20 protein-coding genes are annotated in these 17,847 nt (G+C 72.4%); 9 read left to right on the top strand and 11 right to left on the bottom strand.

The genetic code is table 11. The annotated features are described in order from the left end of the window. Window positions 1-57: 57 nt before the first annotated feature. Window positions 58-279 carry a type II toxin-antitoxin system VapB family antitoxin gene (locus E6W39_RS20695; RefSeq protein WP_141634790.1) on the top strand — a complete coding sequence of 74 codons (222 nt, stop codon included), beginning with the start codon at window positions 58-60 and terminating at the stop codon, window positions 277-279. Continuing rightward, window positions 276-695, top strand: a complete 420-nt coding sequence (locus E6W39_RS20690) for a PIN domain-containing protein (protein WP_141634789.1) — start codon at window positions 276-278, stop codon at window positions 693-695. The genes E6W39_RS20695 and E6W39_RS20690 overlap by 4 nt, the downstream gene beginning before the upstream one ends. A gap of 31 nt (window positions 696-726) precedes the next feature. Here the strand turns inward: E6W39_RS20690 and E6W39_RS20685 are convergent, their stop codons facing one another. Beyond that, window positions 727-2,025 carry an FAD-dependent oxidoreductase gene (locus tag E6W39_RS20685; RefSeq protein ID WP_141634788.1) on the bottom strand — a complete coding sequence of 433 codons (1,299 nt, stop codon included), beginning with the start codon at window positions 2,023-2,025 and terminating at the stop codon, window positions 727-729. A gap of 80 nt (window positions 2,026-2,105) precedes the next feature. On the opposite strand from E6W39_RS20685, the gene E6W39_RS20680 reads away from it, so the two are divergent. Continuing rightward, window positions 2,106-2,717, top strand: a complete 612-nt coding sequence (locus tag E6W39_RS20680; RefSeq protein ID WP_141634787.1) for a TetR/AcrR family transcriptional regulator — start codon at window positions 2,106-2,108, stop codon at window positions 2,715-2,717. A gap of 3 nt (window positions 2,718-2,720) precedes the next feature. Here the strand turns inward: E6W39_RS20680 and E6W39_RS20675 are convergent, their stop codons facing one another. Continuing rightward, window positions 2,721-3,308 carry a TetR/AcrR family transcriptional regulator gene (locus tag E6W39_RS20675; protein ID WP_141634786.1) on the bottom strand — a complete coding sequence of 196 codons (588 nt, stop codon included), beginning with the start codon at window positions 3,306-3,308 and terminating at the stop codon, window positions 2,721-2,723. Window positions 3,309-3,404: 96 nt separating this feature from the next. Between E6W39_RS20675 and E6W39_RS20670 the strand changes: the two genes are divergently transcribed. Further along, complete coding sequence (locus E6W39_RS20670) at window positions 3,405-4,103, top strand: peroxiredoxin-like family protein (RefSeq protein ID WP_141637856.1); 699 nt, start codon at window positions 3,405-3,407, stop codon at window positions 4,101-4,103. Window positions 4,104-4,118: 15 nt separating this feature from the next. Here E6W39_RS20670 and E6W39_RS20665 read toward each other — a convergent pair whose 3' ends face one another. From E6W39_RS20665 to E6W39_RS20650, 4 genes are read right to left on the bottom strand one after another with little or no spacing between them, the layout of a single operon-like run. Beyond that, window positions 4,119-4,790 (bottom strand): response regulator, encoded by a 672-nt coding sequence (locus tag E6W39_RS20665; protein WP_141634785.1) that lies wholly within the window; start codon window positions 4,788-4,790, stop codon window positions 4,119-4,121. Continuing rightward, window positions 4,787-6,070, bottom strand: coding sequence for a sensor histidine kinase (locus tag E6W39_RS20660; RefSeq protein ID WP_141634784.1), 1,284 nt, complete (start codon window positions 6,068-6,070; stop codon window positions 4,787-4,789). The genes E6W39_RS20665 and E6W39_RS20660 overlap by 4 nt, the downstream gene beginning before the upstream one ends. A 25-nt stretch (window positions 6,071-6,095) precedes the next feature. After that, complete coding sequence (locus tag E6W39_RS20655) at window positions 6,096-7,346, bottom strand: acyltransferase family protein (protein WP_141637855.1); 1,251 nt, start codon at window positions 7,344-7,346, stop codon at window positions 6,096-6,098. 31 nt (window positions 7,347-7,377) lie between these two features. Further along, window positions 7,378-8,364: an alpha/beta hydrolase gene (locus tag E6W39_RS20650; RefSeq protein ID WP_141634783.1), complete on the bottom strand. Its 987-nt coding sequence runs from the start codon at window positions 8,362-8,364 to the stop codon at window positions 7,378-7,380. 253 nt (window positions 8,365-8,617) lie between these two features. Here E6W39_RS20650 and E6W39_RS20645 point away from each other — a divergent pair, with 253 nt between their 5' ends. Beyond that, on the top strand, window positions 8,618-9,070 hold the full coding sequence (locus E6W39_RS20645; protein WP_141634782.1) for a hypothetical protein: 453 nt from the start codon (window positions 8,618-8,620) through the stop codon (window positions 9,068-9,070). 18 nt (window positions 9,071-9,088) lie between these two features. On the opposite strand, the gene E6W39_RS20640 is transcribed toward E6W39_RS20645, so the two are convergent. Both E6W39_RS20640 and E6W39_RS20635 read right to left on the bottom strand, forming a co-directional pair. Continuing rightward, window positions 9,089-9,673, bottom strand: coding sequence for a MarR family winged helix-turn-helix transcriptional regulator (locus E6W39_RS20640; RefSeq protein WP_141634781.1), 585 nt, complete (start codon window positions 9,671-9,673; stop codon window positions 9,089-9,091). Window positions 9,674-9,747: 74 nt separating this feature from the next. Then, the gene (locus E6W39_RS20635; RefSeq protein ID WP_141634780.1) at window positions 9,748-10,257 is read right to left on the bottom strand and encodes an NUDIX hydrolase; all 510 of its coding nucleotides are present in this window, start codon (window positions 10,255-10,257) and stop codon (window positions 9,748-9,750) included. A gap of 218 nt (window positions 10,258-10,475) precedes the next feature. Here E6W39_RS20635 and E6W39_RS20630 point away from each other — a divergent pair, with 218 nt between their 5' ends. Continuing rightward, window positions 10,476-11,726 (top strand): sensor histidine kinase, encoded by a 1,251-nt coding sequence (locus tag E6W39_RS20630; protein ID WP_141634779.1) that lies wholly within the window; start codon window positions 10,476-10,478, stop codon window positions 11,724-11,726. Further along, window positions 11,723-12,439, top strand: a complete 717-nt coding sequence (locus E6W39_RS20625; protein WP_141634778.1) for a response regulator — start codon at window positions 11,723-11,725, stop codon at window positions 12,437-12,439. Before E6W39_RS20630 ends, E6W39_RS20625 begins: the two co-directional genes overlap by 4 nt. Window positions 12,440-12,548: 109 nt before the next feature. On the opposite strand, the gene E6W39_RS20620 is transcribed toward E6W39_RS20625, so the two are convergent. After that, on the bottom strand, window positions 12,549-13,316 hold the full coding sequence (locus E6W39_RS20620; protein ID WP_141634777.1) for a GNAT family N-acetyltransferase: 768 nt from the start codon (window positions 13,314-13,316) through the stop codon (window positions 12,549-12,551). A 60-nt stretch (window positions 13,317-13,376) separates the two neighbouring features. Here E6W39_RS20620 and E6W39_RS43055 point away from each other — a divergent pair, with 60 nt between their 5' ends. Continuing rightward, window positions 13,377-13,790, top strand: coding sequence for a YrdB family protein (locus E6W39_RS43055; protein WP_141634776.1), 414 nt, complete (start codon window positions 13,377-13,379; stop codon window positions 13,788-13,790). Between the two features lie 7 nt (window positions 13,791-13,797). Here E6W39_RS43055 and E6W39_RS20610 read toward each other — a convergent pair whose 3' ends face one another. Continuing rightward, window positions 13,798-14,979 carry a metallophosphoesterase gene (locus E6W39_RS20610; RefSeq protein WP_141634775.1) on the bottom strand — a complete coding sequence of 394 codons (1,182 nt, stop codon included), beginning with the start codon at window positions 14,977-14,979 and terminating at the stop codon, window positions 13,798-13,800. 94 nt (window positions 14,980-15,073) lie between these two features. Further along, window positions 15,074-16,231 carry a LacI family DNA-binding transcriptional regulator gene (locus tag E6W39_RS20605; protein WP_141634774.1) on the bottom strand — a complete coding sequence of 386 codons (1,158 nt, stop codon included), beginning with the start codon at window positions 16,229-16,231 and terminating at the stop codon, window positions 15,074-15,076. Between the two features lie 350 nt (window positions 16,232-16,581). Between E6W39_RS20605 and hisC the strand changes: the two genes are divergently transcribed. Beyond that, the gene (hisC, locus tag E6W39_RS20600) at window positions 16,582-17,661 is read left to right on the top strand and encodes a histidinol-phosphate transaminase (RefSeq protein ID WP_141634773.1); all 1,080 of its coding nucleotides are present in this window, start codon (window positions 16,582-16,584) and stop codon (window positions 17,659-17,661) included. The last annotated feature ends 186 nt before the right edge of the window (window positions 17,662-17,847 follow it).

The following is a 17,847-nucleotide window of genomic DNA, read 5'->3' as shown; positions in this document are numbered from 1 at the left end:
CGGGACCGGCGCTGCTATATTTAACACGGATATTGGTCTTATATAGCGGAGGTCGGTATGACGGTGACGACCATAGACTTGGACGACGACGCGCTGGCGAAGGCTCTGCGCTTCTCCGGTGGTGCCACCAAGAAGGAAGTGGTCAACGCAGCTCTGCGCGAGTATGCCGAGCGCCACGAACGGGCAGCCCAGCGGGCTCGGCACTTCCAGGTCGCGCAGCAGTGGGACTACGAGGGATGGCAGCAGCTCCGTGAGGCCGAGAAGCGGGTCGAGGAGTGATCCGCTATCTCGCGGACTCTACTGCCATCTGGCGGCTTTCGCGCGAGCAGCACCTGAATGTCGCGTGGGGCGAGGATATTGACCTCCGGGTCATCGGGTCATGTGCTCCTCAGCGCACCGAATTCCGTCGCTCCGCTCGCAATCGGGTCCACTACGAGCAGATGGGCGAGATGTTCGCCGCCCTCTACCCGGACGTGCCGCTGCCGAAGAACGTCTGGGGTTGGATCGAGTCGGCGCAGTTCCGGCTGGCCCAGGCCGGGGGTGCCGTCCGTGCGCTGTCCACCGTCGACTTGCTGATCTGTGCCACGGCGGCCCATCACGGGTTGATCGTGCTGCACGATGACAATGACTTCGTCACCGCGGCGGGTGTTCTCCCCGACGTCAGTCAGCGCAGTGTCCGTGATATCCCGGGATAGTGACGTGTCGTCAGTCGACCATCCTGTCCCATCAGTTCTCACCGACCCGAGCGAACACCCGGTCCCGCACCGCCGGCATCGCGTCGATCGTCCGCAATGCGCCCTTGAAGACGCTCCGCCCCACCCGGCTGCCGCCCGCGAACTGGTCGGCGGTGCGCCGGGATGCGCGGACGGCGGCGAAGCCGTAGCCGCGCATCCGGTGCTCGTAGCCGCCGATGGCGTGGAGCAGCGGGAGGGTGCCGCGGTGGGCGTCGGTGAGGGCGCGGCAGAGCGTGTCGGCGTCGCGCAGGGCGGTGTTGGCGCCGATGCCGCGCATCGGGGTCATGGCGTGGATGGCGTCGCCGAGCAGGGTGACCCGGCTCGGCGTCCAGGGGCGGATCGGCACGCTGGTGCGGATCGGCAGCAGGGAGACGGTGTCCGGGTCGGAGCGTTCGACCACCGTGCGCAGGTCGGGGTGCCAGCCGTGCACCAACTCGGCGACGACTGCGCGTAGTTCGGAGCCGTCGAGGGAATCCAGGCCGGGCGGGAACCGCTCGGTCCGCATGCCGTACGCCCACATCAGGTAGCTCGCGGTGTTGTCGAACAGAGCCCCGGGGTCGAGGGTGGCGCCGAACCCGTCGGCGCGCGGGACGTGCTGCTCGGCGTAGACGTGCGGGGCGAGGAACATGCCGGCGCCGGCCGGTGGGATGACGCTGGTGGCACCCGCGAACAGCCCGCCGTCGACGGCCTGGCGGTGCTCGGGAGTGAGCAGGTACTTGCCGGCGATGGTGCGGATGCCGGTGTCGACCCGCTGGGCGTGCGGCAGGTACTGGTGCCGCACGGGGGAGTTGCCGCCGTCCGCGCCCACCAGCACGTCTGCGACGGCGGTGCTGCCGTCCGCGAACCGGCACTCGATCCGGCCGTCGGGGAGCTGCCGGTAGCCGGTGAAGGTCCGGCCGAAGTGCACGGTGTCGTCGAGCCCGGCGAGCAGCACCTGGCGCAGGGTGATCCGGCTGACCGAGTGGTGGGCGCGAACCGGGTCGGCCTGCTGCGGTAGTCGGATGCTGAGCAGGGTCTTCAACTGCTCGGTGCGCATGGTGAAGCTCTGCGCCCCGCGGTCCCCGGTGGTGGCGAGGAAGGCCTGCCACAGCTCGTCGGGCAGGCAGGCCCGCAGGGCGCGGGCGCCGTGCGGGCTGATGTGCACCCGGTAGCCCTGCAGGCGGTCGGTGGGGGTGCGGTCGCGCTCGTGGACGTCGACCTTGATGCCGTTCTTGGTGAGGCCCTGGGCGAGACAGAGGCCGCCGATGCCGCCGCCGATGATCGCGACGGTGAAGTCCCGTGTGTCGGTCATGCTCTGACTATCAATCAGCGACTTGATTGTGTCAATCCGTTGATTGATTGTGCTCTGGCTCCGACTGATACGCTCGATGGGTGACCCAGCAGCAGCGACGCCGCGCCCCCGAGGCCGGCCAGCGGCAACGCGACCCGGAGCGCACCAAGCGGCTCATCCTCGAAGCGGCCACCGCGGAGTTCGCGGCCCATGGCTACGCGGCCACCCGGATCAGCGACATCGCCGGCCGCGCCGGGGTGAACAGCCAGCTGATCTCGTACTACTTCGGCGGCAAGGACGGCCTGCACCAGGCCGTGCTGCGCCAGTGGTGGGACGCCGACGCCCGGATCGCCGACCCGGCGCTGCCGCTGGGCGAGGTGGTCGCCGGATACCTGCGCTCCAACACCGAATTCCCCGAGCTGGGCCGTCTGTTGATCTGGTCCGGCCTCACCGGCGAGGGCACCGAGGAGCCCGGCCTGCGAGCCCAGATGCAGCAGCACCTGGATGACCTGCGGCGCCGCCAGGCCGCCGGGGAACTCGCCGCCGACCTCGACCCGGCCTATGTCCTGCTGGCGCTCTTCGCCGCCGCCTCCGCCCGACTCGCCTTTCCCCACATCGCCCGGGCCATCACCGGCCTGGAGCCCGACTCCCCCGAGTTCACCGACCGCTACGCCGACCAACTCGCGCGCATCGTGGAGCACTTGGCTGACTGAGCGTCACGGCTCCAGGAGGGCGAGGGTGCCGGTGACCGTGCGCAGGAGAGTGGGGGCGTCGGCGCCGGTGCGGGAGTGCAGGTTGACGCCGTAGGCGAGGAGGGCGAGGGTCTCGGCGGCGGCGCCGGTGGCGACGTGCGGGGCTAGCTGACCGGCGCGGCGGGCGGTTTCCAGGGCGGTGTGCAGGGCGTCGCGGAGTTGGCGGTGGTGCTCGGCGAGGAGGGCCTGGACCGCCGGGTCCTGGTGTTCGCCGCCCAGGTGGGCGTTGACGACCATGCAGCCCCAGCCCGCGTGCTCGCCGGAGCAGCGCACCTCGATCAGCCCGGCGAAGAAGTCCCGCACGGCGGGCAGGCCCCGGTCGTCGTCGGCGAGGTGGCGGAAGGCGGGCTGGGCGCGGCGGTGCAGGTAGCGGCGGATGGCGGCGAGGTAGAGCTGCTGCTTGCCGCCGAAGGTGGCGTAGAGGCTGGAGCGGTTCAGGCCGGTGGCGGCGACGACGTCCTGGATCGATGCCTCGGCCGCGCCGCGCTGCCAGAACAGCTTCTCGGCGCGCTCCAGCGCAAGCTCCGGGTCGAAGTGCTTGATGTCGGGCATGTCGGACCGCTCTCGGGTACTTGAAATGATTGTTCCAAGATAGTCCTTGACGTGGGATCTGACGAATGGTCATCCTGGAACGACTGGTTCAAGTTCATGGATCACGACACCCGAGCAAGACGCTCCATCAGAGAAACGGCGGCACCTGTGAGCCTTCACGAACAGCTGCGTGGCGTGTACGAAGACGGACGCCGGATCATTCCGGCGGAGCTCGCCGAGATCATGGACCGCAACGGGAACGAGCTGGCCGCCTCCGGCCTCGCGGAGCGCGCACTCGGCGTGGGCGCCCCGGCGCCGCGGTTCACGCTGCCCACCGCCACCGGTCGGCAGCTCGCCCTGGACGAACTGCTCGCCGAGGGGCCGGTGGTGGTGACCTTCTACCGCGGCGCCTGGTGCCCGTTCTGCAACCTCGCGCTGCGGGCCCTCCAGGAGCAGCACGACGCGATCACCGCCCGCGGCGCCCGCCTGGTGGCCGTGTCGCCGCAGATCCCCGACGAGAGCCTGACCCTGGCCGAGAAGGAGCAGCTGGCCTTCGACGTGCTCAGCGACCTCGGCTCCGAGGTCGCGGCGCGGTTCGGCATCGCCTTCGACCTCTCCGACGAACTGGGCGCCCTCTACGACCAGTGGGGCTTCGACCTGGAGCGGGTCAACGCCGGCCACTCCCGCACCCTGCCGCTGCCGGCCACCTTCGTGATCGACCGCACCGGCGTCATCCGCTGGACGTTCGTGGCCGCCGACTACACCGTGCGCGCCGAACCGGCCGACGTCCTGGCCGCCCTGGACGCGCTCGGCTAGGCGTGTGACGGCTACTCAGTAGCCGGTGGGCCGCACCAGGCCCGTCTCGTAGGCGAAGACCGCCGCCTGGGTGCGGTCGCGCAGGCCCAGCTTGACCAGGATCCGGCTGACGTGGGTCTTCACGGTCTGCTCGGCGACCAGCAGGGTGGCGGCGATCTCCGCGTTGGACAGGCCCTGGGCGATGAGCGAGAGCACCTCGGTCTCCCGTTCCGTCAGGTCGCCGACGCGGTCCTTGAGCGGGGCCTTGGGGGCGCTGGTGGTGCGGGAGAACTCGGCGATCAGGCGCCTGGTCACGCTCGGCGCGAGCAGCGCCTCGCCGGCCGCCACCACCCGGACTGCCTGGGCGAGTTCGGCGGCCGAGGCGTCCTTGAGCAGGAAGCCGGAGGCACCCGCCCGCAGGGCCTCGTAGACGTACTCGTCGAGGTCGAAGGTGGTCAGCACCAGGACCTTGACGGTGGCGCCCGGCGGCTCGGTGATCAGACGGGTGGCCTCGATGCCGCCGAGCTCGGGCATCCGGATGTCCATCAGGACGACGTCGGGGGCGAGTTCGGCCACCTTGGCGACGGCGTCGCGGCCGTCCACGGCCTGACCCACCACCTCGATGTCGGGCTCGGCGTTGAGCAGCACGGTGAAGCCCTGACGGATCATCATCTGGTCGTCGGCGATCAGTACGCGGATGTCGGTCACAGGGCGTCCTCAAGGGTGTCCGTAGCGGGCGTGGCGGTGCTGGGCAGGACGGCGGTGACCTCGTAACCGCCGTCCGGGGTGGGCCCGGTGGCCAGTTCGCCGCCCACCATGGCGATCCGCTCGCGCATGCCGAGCAGGCCGTGCCCGCTGCCCGGGCTGGGCGGGGCCGGGCGCTTCGGCGCGCTGTTGACCACCCGGATGGTGAGGCCGCCGGCCTGGTAGCCGAGCTCCACCCGCACCGCGGCACCGGGTGCGTGCCGGATCGCGTTGCTGAGCGCCTCCTGCACGATCCGGTACGCCGAGAGGTCGACCCCCGGAGCCAGCTGGAGCGGGCGGCCGGTGGTCTCGGTGCCGACGGTGAGTCCGGCGGCGCGCACCTTGGCGAACAGCTCGTCCAGGCGGGCCAGGGTGGGCTGCGGGGCGTGCCGGGTGGTCTCCGCGCTGGGGTCCTCCGCGCGCAGCACCCCGAGCACCCGGCGCAGTTCGGCCAGTGCATCGACGGCGCTGCCGCGGATGCCCGCGAGGCTCTCCTTGAGCTCGTCGGAAGGGTTCTCCGCCAGGTGCACGGCGACCTGCGCCTGTACCGAGATCACCGACATGTGGTGGGCGACCACGTCGTGCAGCTCGCGGGCGATCCGGCTGCGCTCCTCCAACAGGGTGCGCTGGGCCCGCTCCTGGGCGTTGAGCTCCTCCTGGACGACCAGCTCGTTGCGGGCTTCCTGGCGGCCGTGCAGGGCGGCGCCGAGGACCGTGGCGATGATTTGGAAGATCAGCAGCGGCTTGCCGTTGCCCGGGTGGGCCAACAGGCCGGTGAGGAGGTCCAGCAGGACGAAGGCCGCCAGCATTTCGGCCGCCACGCGCAGTCGCACCTGCAGGGCCAGCAGGAACAGCAGGACGGCCTGCGTGAGCAGGGTCGGGATGTCGAACGGGCCGGACAGTGCGGGGCCGGCGTGCACGGAGTAGGGCGCGGCCACCAGCAGCGTCAGCAGCGAGAGCCACCAGGCCAGGTGCGGCCGGGACAGCGCCACCACCAGCACGGACGCCTGGAGGATGGCCAGCGGCAGGCCGAGCGGATAGCTCATGCCGTAGCGGATCATGAAGGAGTTCGCCCCGGCGATGCAGAGGCCGAAGGCGGCCAGCAGCACCGGTACCAGGATGGCCGGGTACCAGTCCCCGCCCAGTCGCCTGGTGCGCGACGGCCGCGTGACGGCCGGCGTCCACAGGTCGTCACGCAGGCTGTGCAGCAGCGCCCGCAGTGCGGCTGCCCATCGTTCGGTCATGTCCCCCCGCTTTCCAAGATCCACCTTAGGCATGCGGCACCGCCGGCGACAGGGCCCGACCGGCCACGGACGCGGGACGGTCCGGCCCTTGGCCGCAGTCAGGCTCTTGGTCGCGAGCCGGCTCGGGCGTGCGGCTCCGCTGCCGGCCGTGCTGCCGCCGGCGGCGGGCACGCTCAGGGCGGTGGCCGCGCTCATGGCTGTGGAAGGCGGCCCAGCACCCGAGCAGTGCCAGCGCGAACACCGGCAGCCAGGCCAGCCGGGCGAGCACCCAGCCGGCGCCGTCGGGTGCGGTGTGCAGGCCGGGCAGCGGGCCGGCGACGCACAGGCCGATCACGGTGACCGCCATCATCGCGGTCTGGTGCCAGAGGAAGACCGTCATCGCGAACAGGTTCAGCACGGCGACCGGCGCCCATGCGGCCGGGCGCCGCATCAGCCGCCGCAGCGGGCCGAGCAGCAGCAGTGCCGCGCCGCACTGGGCGAGGCCGAAGGTGACGGCCGCCAGGGTGACCGGGCCGAGGTTGGATAGGCCGGCGCCGGGCACCCCGACCATGGCGGCGGGGTAGCCGGCCCACCGGACCAGTCCGGCGGTCGCGGCGGCGCCGCCGAGCAGCAGCACCCAGCCGGTGGCGCGGCCGCGCAGTTCGCCGCGTGCCCAGGCCGCGCCCAGGCAGTACGGGACCAGCCAGCCGGCCGCCTCGTTGAGATAGCCCAGTGCGGCGGGCCCGCCCAGCCCGAACCGCACGGCGTCGACCAGCACCACGACGGCGAGCGGCCACCCCGGGTGCAGCCTGCCGACCAGCGGGGTCGCGGCGGTGAGCGCGGCGAAGACCAGCAGGAACCAGAGCGGCGAGACCGCCAGCCTGGTCAGCGTGCACACGGTGCCCCAGCCGACCCCGGCGGCGAGCATGGCGACCGCCGCCACGCTCCACACCACCAGCAGCACGGCGACCGGCCGGAACAGCCGGGTGAGCCGGGCGCCGAGCCACTGCCGGTAGCCGGTGCCCCTGGCCCGGGCCGCGCGGTAGCTCCGCCCGGCCACCAGGCCGCCGGTCAGGAAGAACACCGCCAGGGTCTGGAACAGCCAGGAGACCGGGGTGAATTGGGGCAGCCGCTGGAGCGGGCTGGCGTCCAGCAGGTCACCGCTGTCGGCGACCAGCGCGGTCACCAGCCAGTGCCCGAGCACCACGCCGAGGATGGCGAGGGCCCGCAGCGCGTCCACGGCGCGGTCGCGGTCCGGGGAGGTCGCGGCGTCGATCCGCCGCACCAGCTCACGCATCGCGCCCCGCCGCACCAGCTCACGCATCGCGTCACGCATCGCGGCCCGCCGGAGTGCCTGCCGGGGCGGGGGTCTGGCCGAGCACGATCCGGGCGATGCCGGTCAGCGCGGGGCTGCCCGGCTTGAAGTAGTCGCTGTGGCCGCCGCTGCCGGCCGCGAAGACCCGGGCGCCGAACCCGGGCGAGACCGGGTCGGTGCCGAACCCCACGGTGGTGAAGGGGAGTTCGAGCTTCAGGTGGGGCACGTCGGCGATCCAGTCGGTGGCGCCCCGGCCGGCCCAGACGGTGGCCTTGGTGTGCAGCGCGGCGACGTTGTCGTAGCCGGTGCCGGGGCTGCCGAACAGCACCAGATCGGAGACGTCCAGCCCGGAGGCGGCCCGACCGCAGACCACGGACCCGTAGGAGTGGCAGAGCACCGAGAGCCGGCTGCCGGGCCGGGCGGCGCGCAGCTGCGCGACGAACCGCTGCAGCCCGGGTGCGGCCTGGTCGGCGCGGTCGGCGGTCAGGATCGCCGGCTCCTTGGTGCTGGGCGTCCTGTAGCCGAGCCAGGCGATGACGGCGGATCCGTCGCCCGACTGCCGCTGGAGCGCGGTGGCGTCGGCCCGCAGTCGTCCGTAGCTGTCGAAGTCGGTGTCCGCCCCCGGGACGAGAACGGCGATCCGCTGGGCCGTCGCCAGGTCGCCGAAGACCTCGCCGCTGCGGCCGCCGTCCCGGCCGTCGAAGAACAGGAACTGCCGTGCCGGGTCTGCCATCCCCGTCAGCGCGGTGGCCCGCCCCCGGTCGCCGTGGGCCGCCGCCATCCGTTCGGCGGCCACGATGTCGGTGCGGGTGGCGGCGTACCGCTCGGCGAGCGTCGCCGTGCTGACGGTGCCCACTGCGGCCGGTGCCGTCGGAGCGGGCGCGGGCACGTCCGCCGGACCGGCCGCCCCCATCGCCGGGACGGCCAGTGCCGCGGTGACGAGCGCGGCGGACAGGGTTCGTCGCAGACGGCTGCTGAGCGGGCGAAGGCGGGGCACCATGGCGGACGGTCCTTCCGGGGCCGGCGGTCTCTTGCGTTTCCGACCCTGAACTTATGGATCCCGCCTGGTGGTTGGCGTCCCGCTGCGGAGGGCTGTGTGCGGGTAGCTCTCAAGTACTACGGGGTCTACGGCGCCGGCTTCGGCCGGACCGGCAGATTCGTTGAGGATTCGTCATCACAAAGGTGAAGACATCTTGATCGCTGACCGGGTACTGTGCGCGATCGTCCGAACATGATGTTTATCTGATCCTTATGTGAGATTCTCTGTGAATATCGACTTCAGCGCCGAGCCGCTGTTCTCCTCGTACGTGGTGCTGCTGCTGGTCAGCGGGGTGGCCATGGTGGCCATCGGGGTGCTCAACATCGGTGGCGCGCTGAGCGCCGGGTGGCGGGCGTTCAACGCCATCGCGGGGCTGGGCTTCGTCGGGTACGGCATCTACCTGGGGTTCATCTTCCAGGGCGGGTCGTACATCATGTTCTTCAAGGCGTTCATCCTGCCCGTGGTGCTGATCGCCCAGTGGGTCCGCTCGCTCGGTGCCCGCAAGAACGCGCAGCAGCCGGTGACCGCCGCCCAGTTCCAGCAGGCCGCCGCGGCCTACCAGCAGCAGGCTCAGGCCAACCCGTACCAGCAGCAGGCCCAGCCCAACCCGTACCAGCAGGACGCCCAGCCCGTGGGGCCGCAGCAGTCCTACGACCCCAACCGCTGACCTTCCGTCAGAAGCGGTTCAGGACAGCGCGTCCTCGGTGAGTTCGAGGTACTGCGCCAGCCGCTGCCGGTTCTCCACCAGCCGCAGCGCCAGGTGGCGCAGCTGGATGAGGTCGGCGGGGCTGAAGCCGGCGAACAGGCTGGCGATGGCCCGCTGGGCGGGCTGGCGGTAGGCGTCGAGCCAGCCGCGCCCGCTGGGGGTGATCCTGGCGAGCAGGGTGGCCGGGTGCTCCGGGTCGGGGATCCGCTCGACCAGGTGGTGCCGCGCCAACTCGTCGAGTGCGGCGGCGATGTCGTGGGTGCCGAAGCGGGCGGTGCGGCCCAACTCGGCCATCGGCAGCGCCTCGCCGCTGGTGGCGTTGAGCCGGAGCAGCAGGTCCACTGCTCCGGCGCTCAGCTGACGGCCCTTGGCGTCCCGCAGCCGCATCTGGTCCACGGCGTGGTGCGCGGCGCAGACCGCGGCGGCGGCCTCCAGGTCCAGCGTCTCGTCGCTCAGCGTGAACTCGGCCATCACGGTTCTGACGGTGGAGTCGAAGAGGCAGTCGTCGGCGTCGTGCGCCAGGGTGCTCTGGGGCGCCAGCGGAGACTCGTATACCTGCTTCATAATGAAGTCATACTTTAGTAGCGAAGCATGACGGTGCGTCAAGCATGCAGGTGAGAGGCGCCTCATGGGACGCCTCAGGCGGTGGGCACCGACCCCAGCACGGTGTCCAGACCGGAGAAGGCATACGCCGTCTGCCCCGTGAAGCCCAGCGCCAGATCCAGCCGTTCGCGGCTGTAGCCGTCCATGTCGGGCAGCTCGTCCTGGGCGAACCAGGCCACCTCCAGTGACTCATCGTCATTGACCCGGGCCTGTCCGTCCACCACCGAGCAGCGGAAGGTCAGTTCCAGGTACTGCACCTGGTCCCCGTTGGGATAGGTCACCAGCGGCGAGACGGTCACCGAGGTCAGCTGCTCGGGTGCCACCCGCACCCCGGTCTCCTCGAAGCACTCCCGCACGGCGGCGTCGGCCGGCTGCTCGCCCGGGTCCACGATGCCGCCGACCAGTGCCCAGCGGCCGGTGTCGGCCCGCCGCCCGAGCAGCACCCGCTGCTGTTCGTCGAGGACCACGACACACGACGCGGTGAGCCAGAGCGGCCGGGTGCCGACCAGGGTGCGCAACTCTGCGAGGAAGGGGGGAATCGCCATGGGGAGAGCCTAGACGGCGATCGGTTCCGCGCGGCCGGGAAACCGGAAACCCCCCAGGTCCGGCCCGGACTTGCGACAGTACGCCGGGCGCGGTGGCAGCCTGCGGGCAGTCGGCCGCGTTCGCTGGCGGCCGGGCGGGGGACGAGCGAGGCTGGGGAGCGGAAAGGGCCGTCCGACGGCTGCGTGCGGTGCGGCCGCGGGGGAGATGAGGTGGCCAGATGAACGTCGACAACCCTGAGCAGACGACACGGCAGGACACCCTGGAGGTCCCGGTCCTGCTCCCCGAGCCACTCGCGGTGCTGCCCCTCGCCGACCCGGCCGAGCTGGCGGCCCGCCGGCTGCTCGCCCAGGAGCCCGAGGTGCTGGCCGGCTACCAGCAGGGGCTGCGGGAGATCAACAGCCCACTGGTGGCCGACCCGCACGCCTGGGAGCAGTGCGTGGTGCAGGCCCGGCGGACCCTGATGGACTGCGCGGTCAGCCTGGCCGAGGGCCGGGCCACGGTGACCGGCACCGAGATCGCCGAGGTGGTGAACCTGGGCGGCGAGCGGATCCGCCACGGTCTGCACCTGACCCACTCGATAAGAGCCGGGATGCTGCTGCTCGACGTGGTGCTGAGCGCGCTGGCCACCGCCGTCACCGAGGCCGGCCTGGCCGAGGCGGACCCGGACCACGAGGAGGCGGACGGGCGCTGCCCGGAGTGCAGCGCGCCCGACCGCTGGGCCGAGGAGCTGGCCGCCGCCCGCTGCGGGCACTGCAGCGGCCACTACACCGCCGCCGTGCGCTCGCTCCAGGAGGGCGTGAGCCGGCGGCTGGCGCTCGGCTCGATGGGCTACGACACCTTCCTCCTGGGCAGGGTGCAGGAGCTGAACGACCTGGGCCGGCTGCGGCTGGCCCGGGAGATCCACGACCAGCTGGGCAACTCGCTCAGCCTGGCGCTGCGTCAGCTGGAGCTGGCCGAGCTGCGTGCCGAGCCGGTCGCCGACCCGCACCTCAAGGCTGCCCGCACGGCCGTGCTGGAGGCCATGGACACCACCCGGCAGCTGGTCACCGAACTGCGGCACTGCAATGTCGCGGGATCGCTGGAGCTGGCGCTCAAGAGCTTCGCCTCCGCCATGTCCGAGGCCGGCGGCGCGGTGCGGATCTGGGTGAAGGGCTCCGACGACTGGGTGCCGGCCGAGCTGGCCGAGGAGCTGTTCATCATCGTGCGCGAGTGCCTGCGCAACTCCCTGCGGCACGCCCAGGCGGGCAACATCGTGGTGCACGTGGACATCGCCCCGCACGAGGTGCAGGCCGAGGTGCTGGACGACGGCCGCGGCTTCGACCCGGCCGCGCTGCCGGGCAGCTCCAACGGCCTGACCGGGATGCGGGAGCGGGTCCAACTGCTGCACGGCACGCTGGACATCGCGTCCACCCCGGGCAAGGGCACCCAGGTGATGATCTGGATCCCGATCGAGGAGCGGCCGGCATGACCGCCCCGGCCGCGCCCGAACCGCCCACCGGGGTACGCGCGGCAGAAGGCCCGGCCACGGTCCGGATCCTGGTCGCCGACGACCACACCCTGCTGCGCGAGGCGCTCTGCGAACTGCTCGCCACCGAGCCGGGCTTCGAGGTGGTGGCCCAGGCCGGCACCGGCACCGAGACGGTCGCGCTGGCCGCCCGGCACCGCCCGGACGTGCTGCTGCTGGACATCGAGATGCCGGAGAACGACCCGCCGGTGACGGTCCGCCGGCTGCTCGCCCAGCAGCCCGAGCTGCGGATCATCGTGCTCAGCATGGACGACGGGCGCCGCCTGGTGCAGGAGCTGCTGGCGCTGGGCGTCTGCGGCTACCTGCACAAGAGCGTCAGCCGCCAGACCCTGGTCGCCACGGTCCGCCAGCGGGACGAGGGCAAGCACACGGTGACCGTCTCGGTCAGCCCGGGGAGCGTGTGGCAGGGCGGTGAGGCGGCGGACGACGAGCTGCCGGGCGGGCTGTCGCAGCGCGAGGTGGAGGTGCTGGAGTGGACCGCCCAGGCGCTGAGCAACCGTCAGATCGGCTCCCGGCTGGGCATCACCGAGGGCACCGTCAAGCGCCATCTGCGCAACATCTTCGGCAAGTTGGACGCGGTCTCGCGGATCGACGCGGTGAACAAGGCGGTTGAGCTGGAGCTGATCCCGCCGCTCGGCGGCCGCGGCCGCCGCTGAGCCCTGGGCGGCGGCCGCCGACCCACCAACGGCGGCCGCCGACCCACCAACGGCGGCCGCCGACCCACCAACGGCGGCCGCCGACCCACCAACGGCGGCCGCCGAGCCGTCAACGCATCTGGAGGAAGCTGTAGTTGCGCCCGATCTGCCGGAAGCCGCGGTGGGCGTACCAGTCCTTGGGCCAGTCCGCCGCGTCCGCGTTGAGGAAGAGCTGCGGGATGCCCGCCTCGGCGGCCAGCGCCAGGCCGGTGGCCAGCAGGGTGTCACCGTGCCCCTGCCCGCGGTGCGGCTTGGCGGTCACCAGGTCCTCCAGCTGGGCCAGCCCGGCGGCGCGGTCCAGGTAGAGGTCGGCCCAGCCGGCGATCTCGCCGTCCGGCGCCCGCACCGCCAGGAAGAGCACCTCCTCGGCGCCGTGCAGCCGGGCCGCGCGCCGCCCGTGCAGCTGCCGGGCCAGCTCATCGTCCCCCGGCCACCAGCGCAGCTGCTGGGCGAGCACCGCCTCCCGCAGCTCGGCCATCGAGACCGGCTCGGCGGCCGGCTCGGGGCGCACGCACCCGGCGGTGTCCCGGGCCAGCACCAGCTCGACGTCCAGGCCGTACCCGGCGGCGGCCAGCACCGGCTCGGCCCGCCGGCCGAGCTCCTCGTCCAGCACGCTGATCCGGTAGTCCCGGCGGTCCCCCAGGCCCTGCGCGGCGAGCGCGGGGAGCGCCGCCGGGTCGGCCTCGGGCCCGGGCACGAACAGCTGGTTCTGCTCCTGGGAGCGGGGGAAGCCGGGGTGGCGGATCGCAAATGCGCCCGGCAGTTCGACGGTCTCGAGGGCTTGACGGCGGGCGAAGGCGGCGCGGAAGGCGGTCACGCGCTGGAGCAGATCCGACATTCCGCCATCGTGTGATCGTTCCCTGTTCCGGGCAACCGGATTTCCCCTACCCTGCCGGGCATGGGATCACGGGGGTTGCGGGGCGCCTGGTACGCCAACGAGGGCTTGGCGTTCCTGCTGGAGCTGGCCGCGCTGGCCTGGCTGGCCTGGTGGGGCTGGACGATCGGGCCCGGACCGGCCGGCCGGCTGCTGCTGGGCCTCGGCAGCCCGGTGCTGGCCGCGGTGCTCTGGGGCCGCTACGCCTCGCCCCGGGCCGCCGTGCGGCTGCCGCTGCCGGGGGTGCTGGCGGTCAAGGCGGTGGTCTTCCTGGCCGCCTCGGCGGCGCTGGGCACGGTGGTCGGCTGGCTGCCGGGGCTGGGGTTCGCGCTGCTGTGCGCGGCCAACGTCGCATTCGCGGAAGCCGGCCGACTCGGGCCCGGGTCCGGGCCCGGCGGACCCGGACCGACGGAGGGTCAGCCCGGGCCTTCGCGCTGATGGACCGTCAGTCCACCGGAAGCCGCGCCACCAGCAGCCGGCCCTCCATGGTGACCCCGCCGTCCATCGCCACCGCGAGCTCGTCGGCGTAGATGTAGGGGCCGGGCACGTACGGCGGTTCGCCGGTGTCGGCCGTGGCCTCGCCGGTCAGGTACGGGATCGGGCTGTGCCCGTGCACCACCCGGTGGCCGCCGTAGGTGGAGAGCAGCTCGCCGGCCGCCATCGGCCCGCCGGGACCGCGGAACGCGAACCGCTTGGTGAACCGGCGGAACGCGTCCCACCACTCGTCCGCGCCCTCGTCGGCCAGCAGGTTGTGCACCGCGTCGTTGACCTCGGCGATCGAGTCGCCGAACTCCAGGTAGGCGGTGGTGTCGGAGTGCAGCAGCAGGTGGCCGTCCTCCAGGGCGATCGCCGGCAGCCGCTTCAGCCAGCTGATGTGGTGGCCCTGCAGCCGCTCCAGGTCGTGCTGCTGGCCGCCGTTGAGCAGCCAGGCGGCCCGGAACGAGGCGGTGCCGGCGGTGGACTGCACCGGCTCGTCGCCGTACCGGTGGGCACCGAGGAAGAGCAGTTCGTGATTGCCCATCAGGGCCCGGCAGTAGCCGCCGGCCGCGGCCGCCTCGGCGGCCAGCTGCATCACCAGGTCGATGACACCGATGCCGTCCGGACCGCGGTCGGTGAAGTCGCCGAGGAACCAGACCCGGGCCCGCCCGGCCGACCAGTGGCCGTCCGCGTCGACCAGGCCCTGCTGGTGCAGGGCGCCGAGCAGCTCGTCCAGGTAGCCGTGCACATCGCCGACCACGAAGAGCGGGCCGACCGGCCCCGGCTCGCCGATCGGCGGCAGCTGCGGCGCGGGGCGCAGGTCGTCCTCGCTGATCGGCGGGCCGAGCTCGATGGTCGGCGGGTCCTCGGTCTGCATGGCGGGCGGCTCGGGCGCCTGGAAGATCGGCTGGGTGGGGGTGGCGTGCCCGGTCACCGGCCAGTGCTGCTCCAGGTAGCGCGCGCCGCCGTACCCGCTGTAGGTGGCGTCGGTCCCGGTCGGCCGGCTCTCCGGGTCGCCGGGCGAACCGGGGTAATCCGCAGGGGTGTTGGGCTCGTAGTACGAGCCGTACGGCAGCACGTCGAGGTCCTGGTGCGGGTGGCGGCCTGAGTGGTGCGGTTCAGGCCCGGGGAAGCGGTCCTCGGGTGTCATCCGCCCATCATAGGAAGACCACTCTCCCGTCGTCCTCACCCGGTGGCCATCCAATCGATTTAGGGGGAATCTCTGCGAACGGCCCCGCGCGGTGTCAGACCTCGCCCGGGGCGCGCGGAGCGCTGATGGTGGTTCGGGGGCTGCGGCGCTGCGAGGAGGCCCGCACGATCAGCTCGGTCGGCATCAGCGTGCCCGGTGGCGGACCGCTGCCGGCGGTCCGGTAGCGGGGCTGGAAGAGCCGGGAGACGTCCACTCCGGTACCGGAGTCGACCCCCTCGATCGCGTCGATCAACAGGTTGACCACGGTGGTGCCGATCCGGCGCGGCTTGAGCGAGAGGGTGGTGATCGGCGGCTCGGTGCCCGCGTAGACGTCGCTCTCGCTGCAGCAGACCAGCAGCAGGTCGTCCGGCACCCGCAGGCCGTAGCGGCGGGCGGCGGCCAGCAGGTCGGTGCCGTTCGGGTCGAACAGGCCGTAGACCGCGTCCGGCCGGTCCGGGCGGGCCAGCAGCCGGTCGGCCGCCACCGCCCCGGCGGCCGGGTCGTGCGCCGGGTAGGCCTCGTAGACCGGCTCCTGGCCGACGTGGGCGCACCACGCCAGATAGGCCTCGGTACTGAGTCGGGTGTAGGTGTCGGTGCTGGTGCCGGTGAGCAGGCCGATCCGGCGGGCGCCGGCCTCGCTGAGGTGGTCCAGGATCTCCAGCACGGCGGCCTCGTGGTCGTTGTCCACCCAGGCGGTGACCGGGCAGTTGCCCGGCTTGCCGTCGCTCACCACCGGCACGCCGGACCGGTAGAGCTCGCTGACCAGCGGGTCCTGGTCGGCCGGGTCGATCACCACGGTGCCGTCCAGCGCCACGTTGCTCCACACGTCGTGCCGGGAGGAGGCGGGCAGCACCACCAGGGCGTAGCCGCGGCCGAGCGCGGCGCTGGTGGCGGCCCTGGCCATCTCGGCGAAGTAGGCGAACTCGGTGAAGGTGAACGGCTCCTCGCCGTAGGTGGTGACGGTCAGTCCGATCAGCCCGGAGCGGCCGGTGCGCAGCGTCCGGGCGGCGGCGGACGGGCGGTAGCCGAGGCGCTCGGCGACCTCGCGCACCCGGCTGCGGGTTTCGTCGGGCAGGCGGCCCTTCCCGTTCAGCGCGTCGGAGACGGTGGTGATCGACACTCCGGCGGCTGCTGCCACATCCCGGATGCCGGCCCGTTCCAGACGTCGTGAGGTGGTGGCCCGCCGACCGCTCTGGTTGGCTGCTGCTGTCATGGCGCCACCGATCGTATGGTGCGTCAGGCATTGGTTGAACCACCTGTGCCGCGGCCTCGGAAGAACCGTTTCTCCTCGCTGTCGACGCATTCGACCCCTTGGATCGATGGTCTGATTTAGGCCGAATACCTCTGACATGTGCCATTGGAACGAGCGACAATGGCTGATCTGGGTCGGTGTTCCGGCCGGACATCTCACTCTGATGGGTGAGCGTGCTCGGTATCGTTCTGAGCACCCGACCGGGGACCGAACGCCGCGTGTGCGACCGGCGCGCAAACGAGCGCCGGGGCGCGCACGCAGCCCTGGTGCACGCCCTACCGGGCGTTCCCAGAGAGTGAAGGAGCACCATCGTGAGCGGTACGGCAGACCAGGGCCCGCGCCTGAGGCCGAGCCTCGACGGCATTCCCAGCTACAAGCCCGGCAAGCCGGCCGGTGCTGACGCGTTCAAGCTCTCCTCCAACGAGAACCCCTACGAGCCGCTGCCCGGCGTCCTGGAGGCCGCGGTCGCTGCCGCCGGTGCCATCAACCGCTACCCGGACATGGCCGCCACCGAGCTCACCGAGGAGCTGGCCAAGCGGTTCGACGTGCCCGCCGAGCACATCGCGCTCGGCACCGGCTCGGTCTCGGTGGCCCAGTCGCTGGTGCTGTCCACCGCCGGCCCGGGCGACGAGGTGATCTTCGCCTGGCGCTCCTTCGAGGCCTACCCGATCATCACCCAGGTCGCCGGCGCCACCCCGGTCCAGGTGCCGCTCACCGCCGACGAGGCGCACGACCTGGACGCGATGCTGGCCGCGATCACCCCGCACACCCGGCTGATCTTCGTCTGCAACCCGAACAACCCGACCGGCGTCGCCATCCGCCGCGCCGAGCTGGAGCGGTTCATGGACGCCGTGCCGAGCGACATCCTGGTCGTGGTCGACGAGGCCTACCGCGAGTTCCTGCGCGACGAGCAGGTGCCGGACGGCATCGGGCTCTACCGCGACCGCCCGAACGTCTGCGTGCTGCGCACCTTCTCCAAGGCCTACGGCCTGGCCGGCCTGCGGGTCGGCTTCGCGATCGCCCACGAGCCGGTGGCCACCGCGCTGCGCAAGACCGCCGTCCCGTTCGGCGTCAGCCAGCTCGCCCAGGACGCGGCGGTCGCCTCGCTGCACGCCGAGGACGCGCTGCTGGTCCGGGTGGCGGCGCTGGTCGAGGAGCGCACCCGGGTCGCCGCCGCGCTGGCCGAGCAGGGCTGGGAGCTCGCCGAGTCGCAGGCCAACTTCGTCTGGCTGCGCCTCGGCGACCGCACCATGGACTTCGCGGCGGCGGCCGCGGCGGCCGGTGTGATCGTCCGGCCGTTCCCCGGCGAGGGGGTGCGCGTCACCATCGGCGAGACGGCCGCCAACGACATCTTCCTGTCGGTGGCGCAGGCCTTCCGCGCCGAGCTCTGATCCGGGTCCGGGGTGCCCGCCCACCGGGCACCCCGGACGCTCACTGCCGGGCGGCCGCGCGCTCGATCGAGCTGCGCTCCACGCAGAACTCTCCCCCCGGCCGAAGGCTGGGGGAGGGTCGTGGCAGTCGAAGGCGATGCTGCGGACGCGGGACGTCATATCGGCCTCCTGGCCCGGCAGTCGACG

The sequence above is a fragment of the Kitasatospora acidiphila genome, assembly GCF_006636205.1.
In the GTDB taxonomy this organism is placed as follows: Bacteria; Actinomycetota; Actinomycetes; order Streptomycetales; family Streptomycetaceae; genus Kitasatospora; species Kitasatospora acidiphila.
The sequence above is the reverse complement of the archived record's forward strand: the minus strand, read 5'-3'. Positions and strand labels throughout refer to the sequence as shown.

Coding starts and splice junctions, on each gene's coding strand:
- E6W39_RS20670 (WP_141637856.1), top strand. CDS start 3,405: ATGGATCACGACACCCGAGCAAGACGCTCCATCAGAGAAACGGCGGCA.
- E6W39_RS20630 (WP_141634779.1), top strand. CDS start 10,476: ATGAACGTCGACAACCCTGAGCAGACGACACGGCAGGACACCCTGGAG.
- E6W39_RS20625 (WP_141634778.1), top strand. CDS start 11,723: ATGACCGCCCCGGCCGCGCCCGAACCGCCCACCGGGGTACGCGCGGCA.
- E6W39_RS20640 (WP_141634781.1), bottom strand. CDS start 9,673: ATGAAGCAGGTATACGAGTCTCCGCTGGCGCCCCAGAGCACCCTGGCG.
- E6W39_RS20610 (WP_141634775.1), bottom strand. CDS start 14,979: ATGACACCCGAGGACCGCTTCCCCGGGCCTGAACCGCACCACTCAGGC.
- E6W39_RS20620 (WP_141634777.1), bottom strand. CDS start 13,316: ATGTCGGATCTGCTCCAGCGCGTGACCGCCTTCCGCGCCGCCTTCGCC.
- E6W39_RS20650 (WP_141634783.1), bottom strand. CDS start 8,364: ATGGTGCCCCGCCTTCGCCCGCTCAGCAGCCGTCTGCGACGAACCCTG.
- E6W39_RS20660 (WP_141634784.1), bottom strand. CDS start 6,070: ATGACCGAACGATGGGCAGCCGCACTGCGGGCGCTGCTGCACAGCCTG.
- E6W39_RS20685 (WP_141634788.1), bottom strand. CDS start 2,025: ATGACCGACACACGGGACTTCACCGTCGCGATCATCGGCGGCGGCATC.
- E6W39_RS20675 (WP_141634786.1), bottom strand. CDS start 3,308: ATGCCCGACATCAAGCACTTCGACCCGGAGCTTGCGCTGGAGCGCGCC.
- E6W39_RS20655 (WP_141637855.1), bottom strand. CDS start 7,346: ATGCGTGAGCTGGTGCGGCGGATCGACGCCGCGACCTCCCCGGACCGC.
- E6W39_RS20695 (WP_141634790.1), top strand. CDS start 58: ATGACGGTGACGACCATAGACTTGGACGACGACGCGCTGGCGAAGGCT.
- E6W39_RS43055 (WP_141634776.1), top strand. CDS start 13,377: ATGGGATCACGGGGGTTGCGGGGCGCCTGGTACGCCAACGAGGGCTTG.
- E6W39_RS20635 (WP_141634780.1), bottom strand. CDS start 10,257: ATGGCGATTCCCCCCTTCCTCGCAGAGTTGCGCACCCTGGTCGGCACC.
- E6W39_RS20605 (WP_141634774.1), bottom strand. CDS start 16,231: ATGACAGCAGCAGCCAACCAGAGCGGTCGGCGGGCCACCACCTCACGA.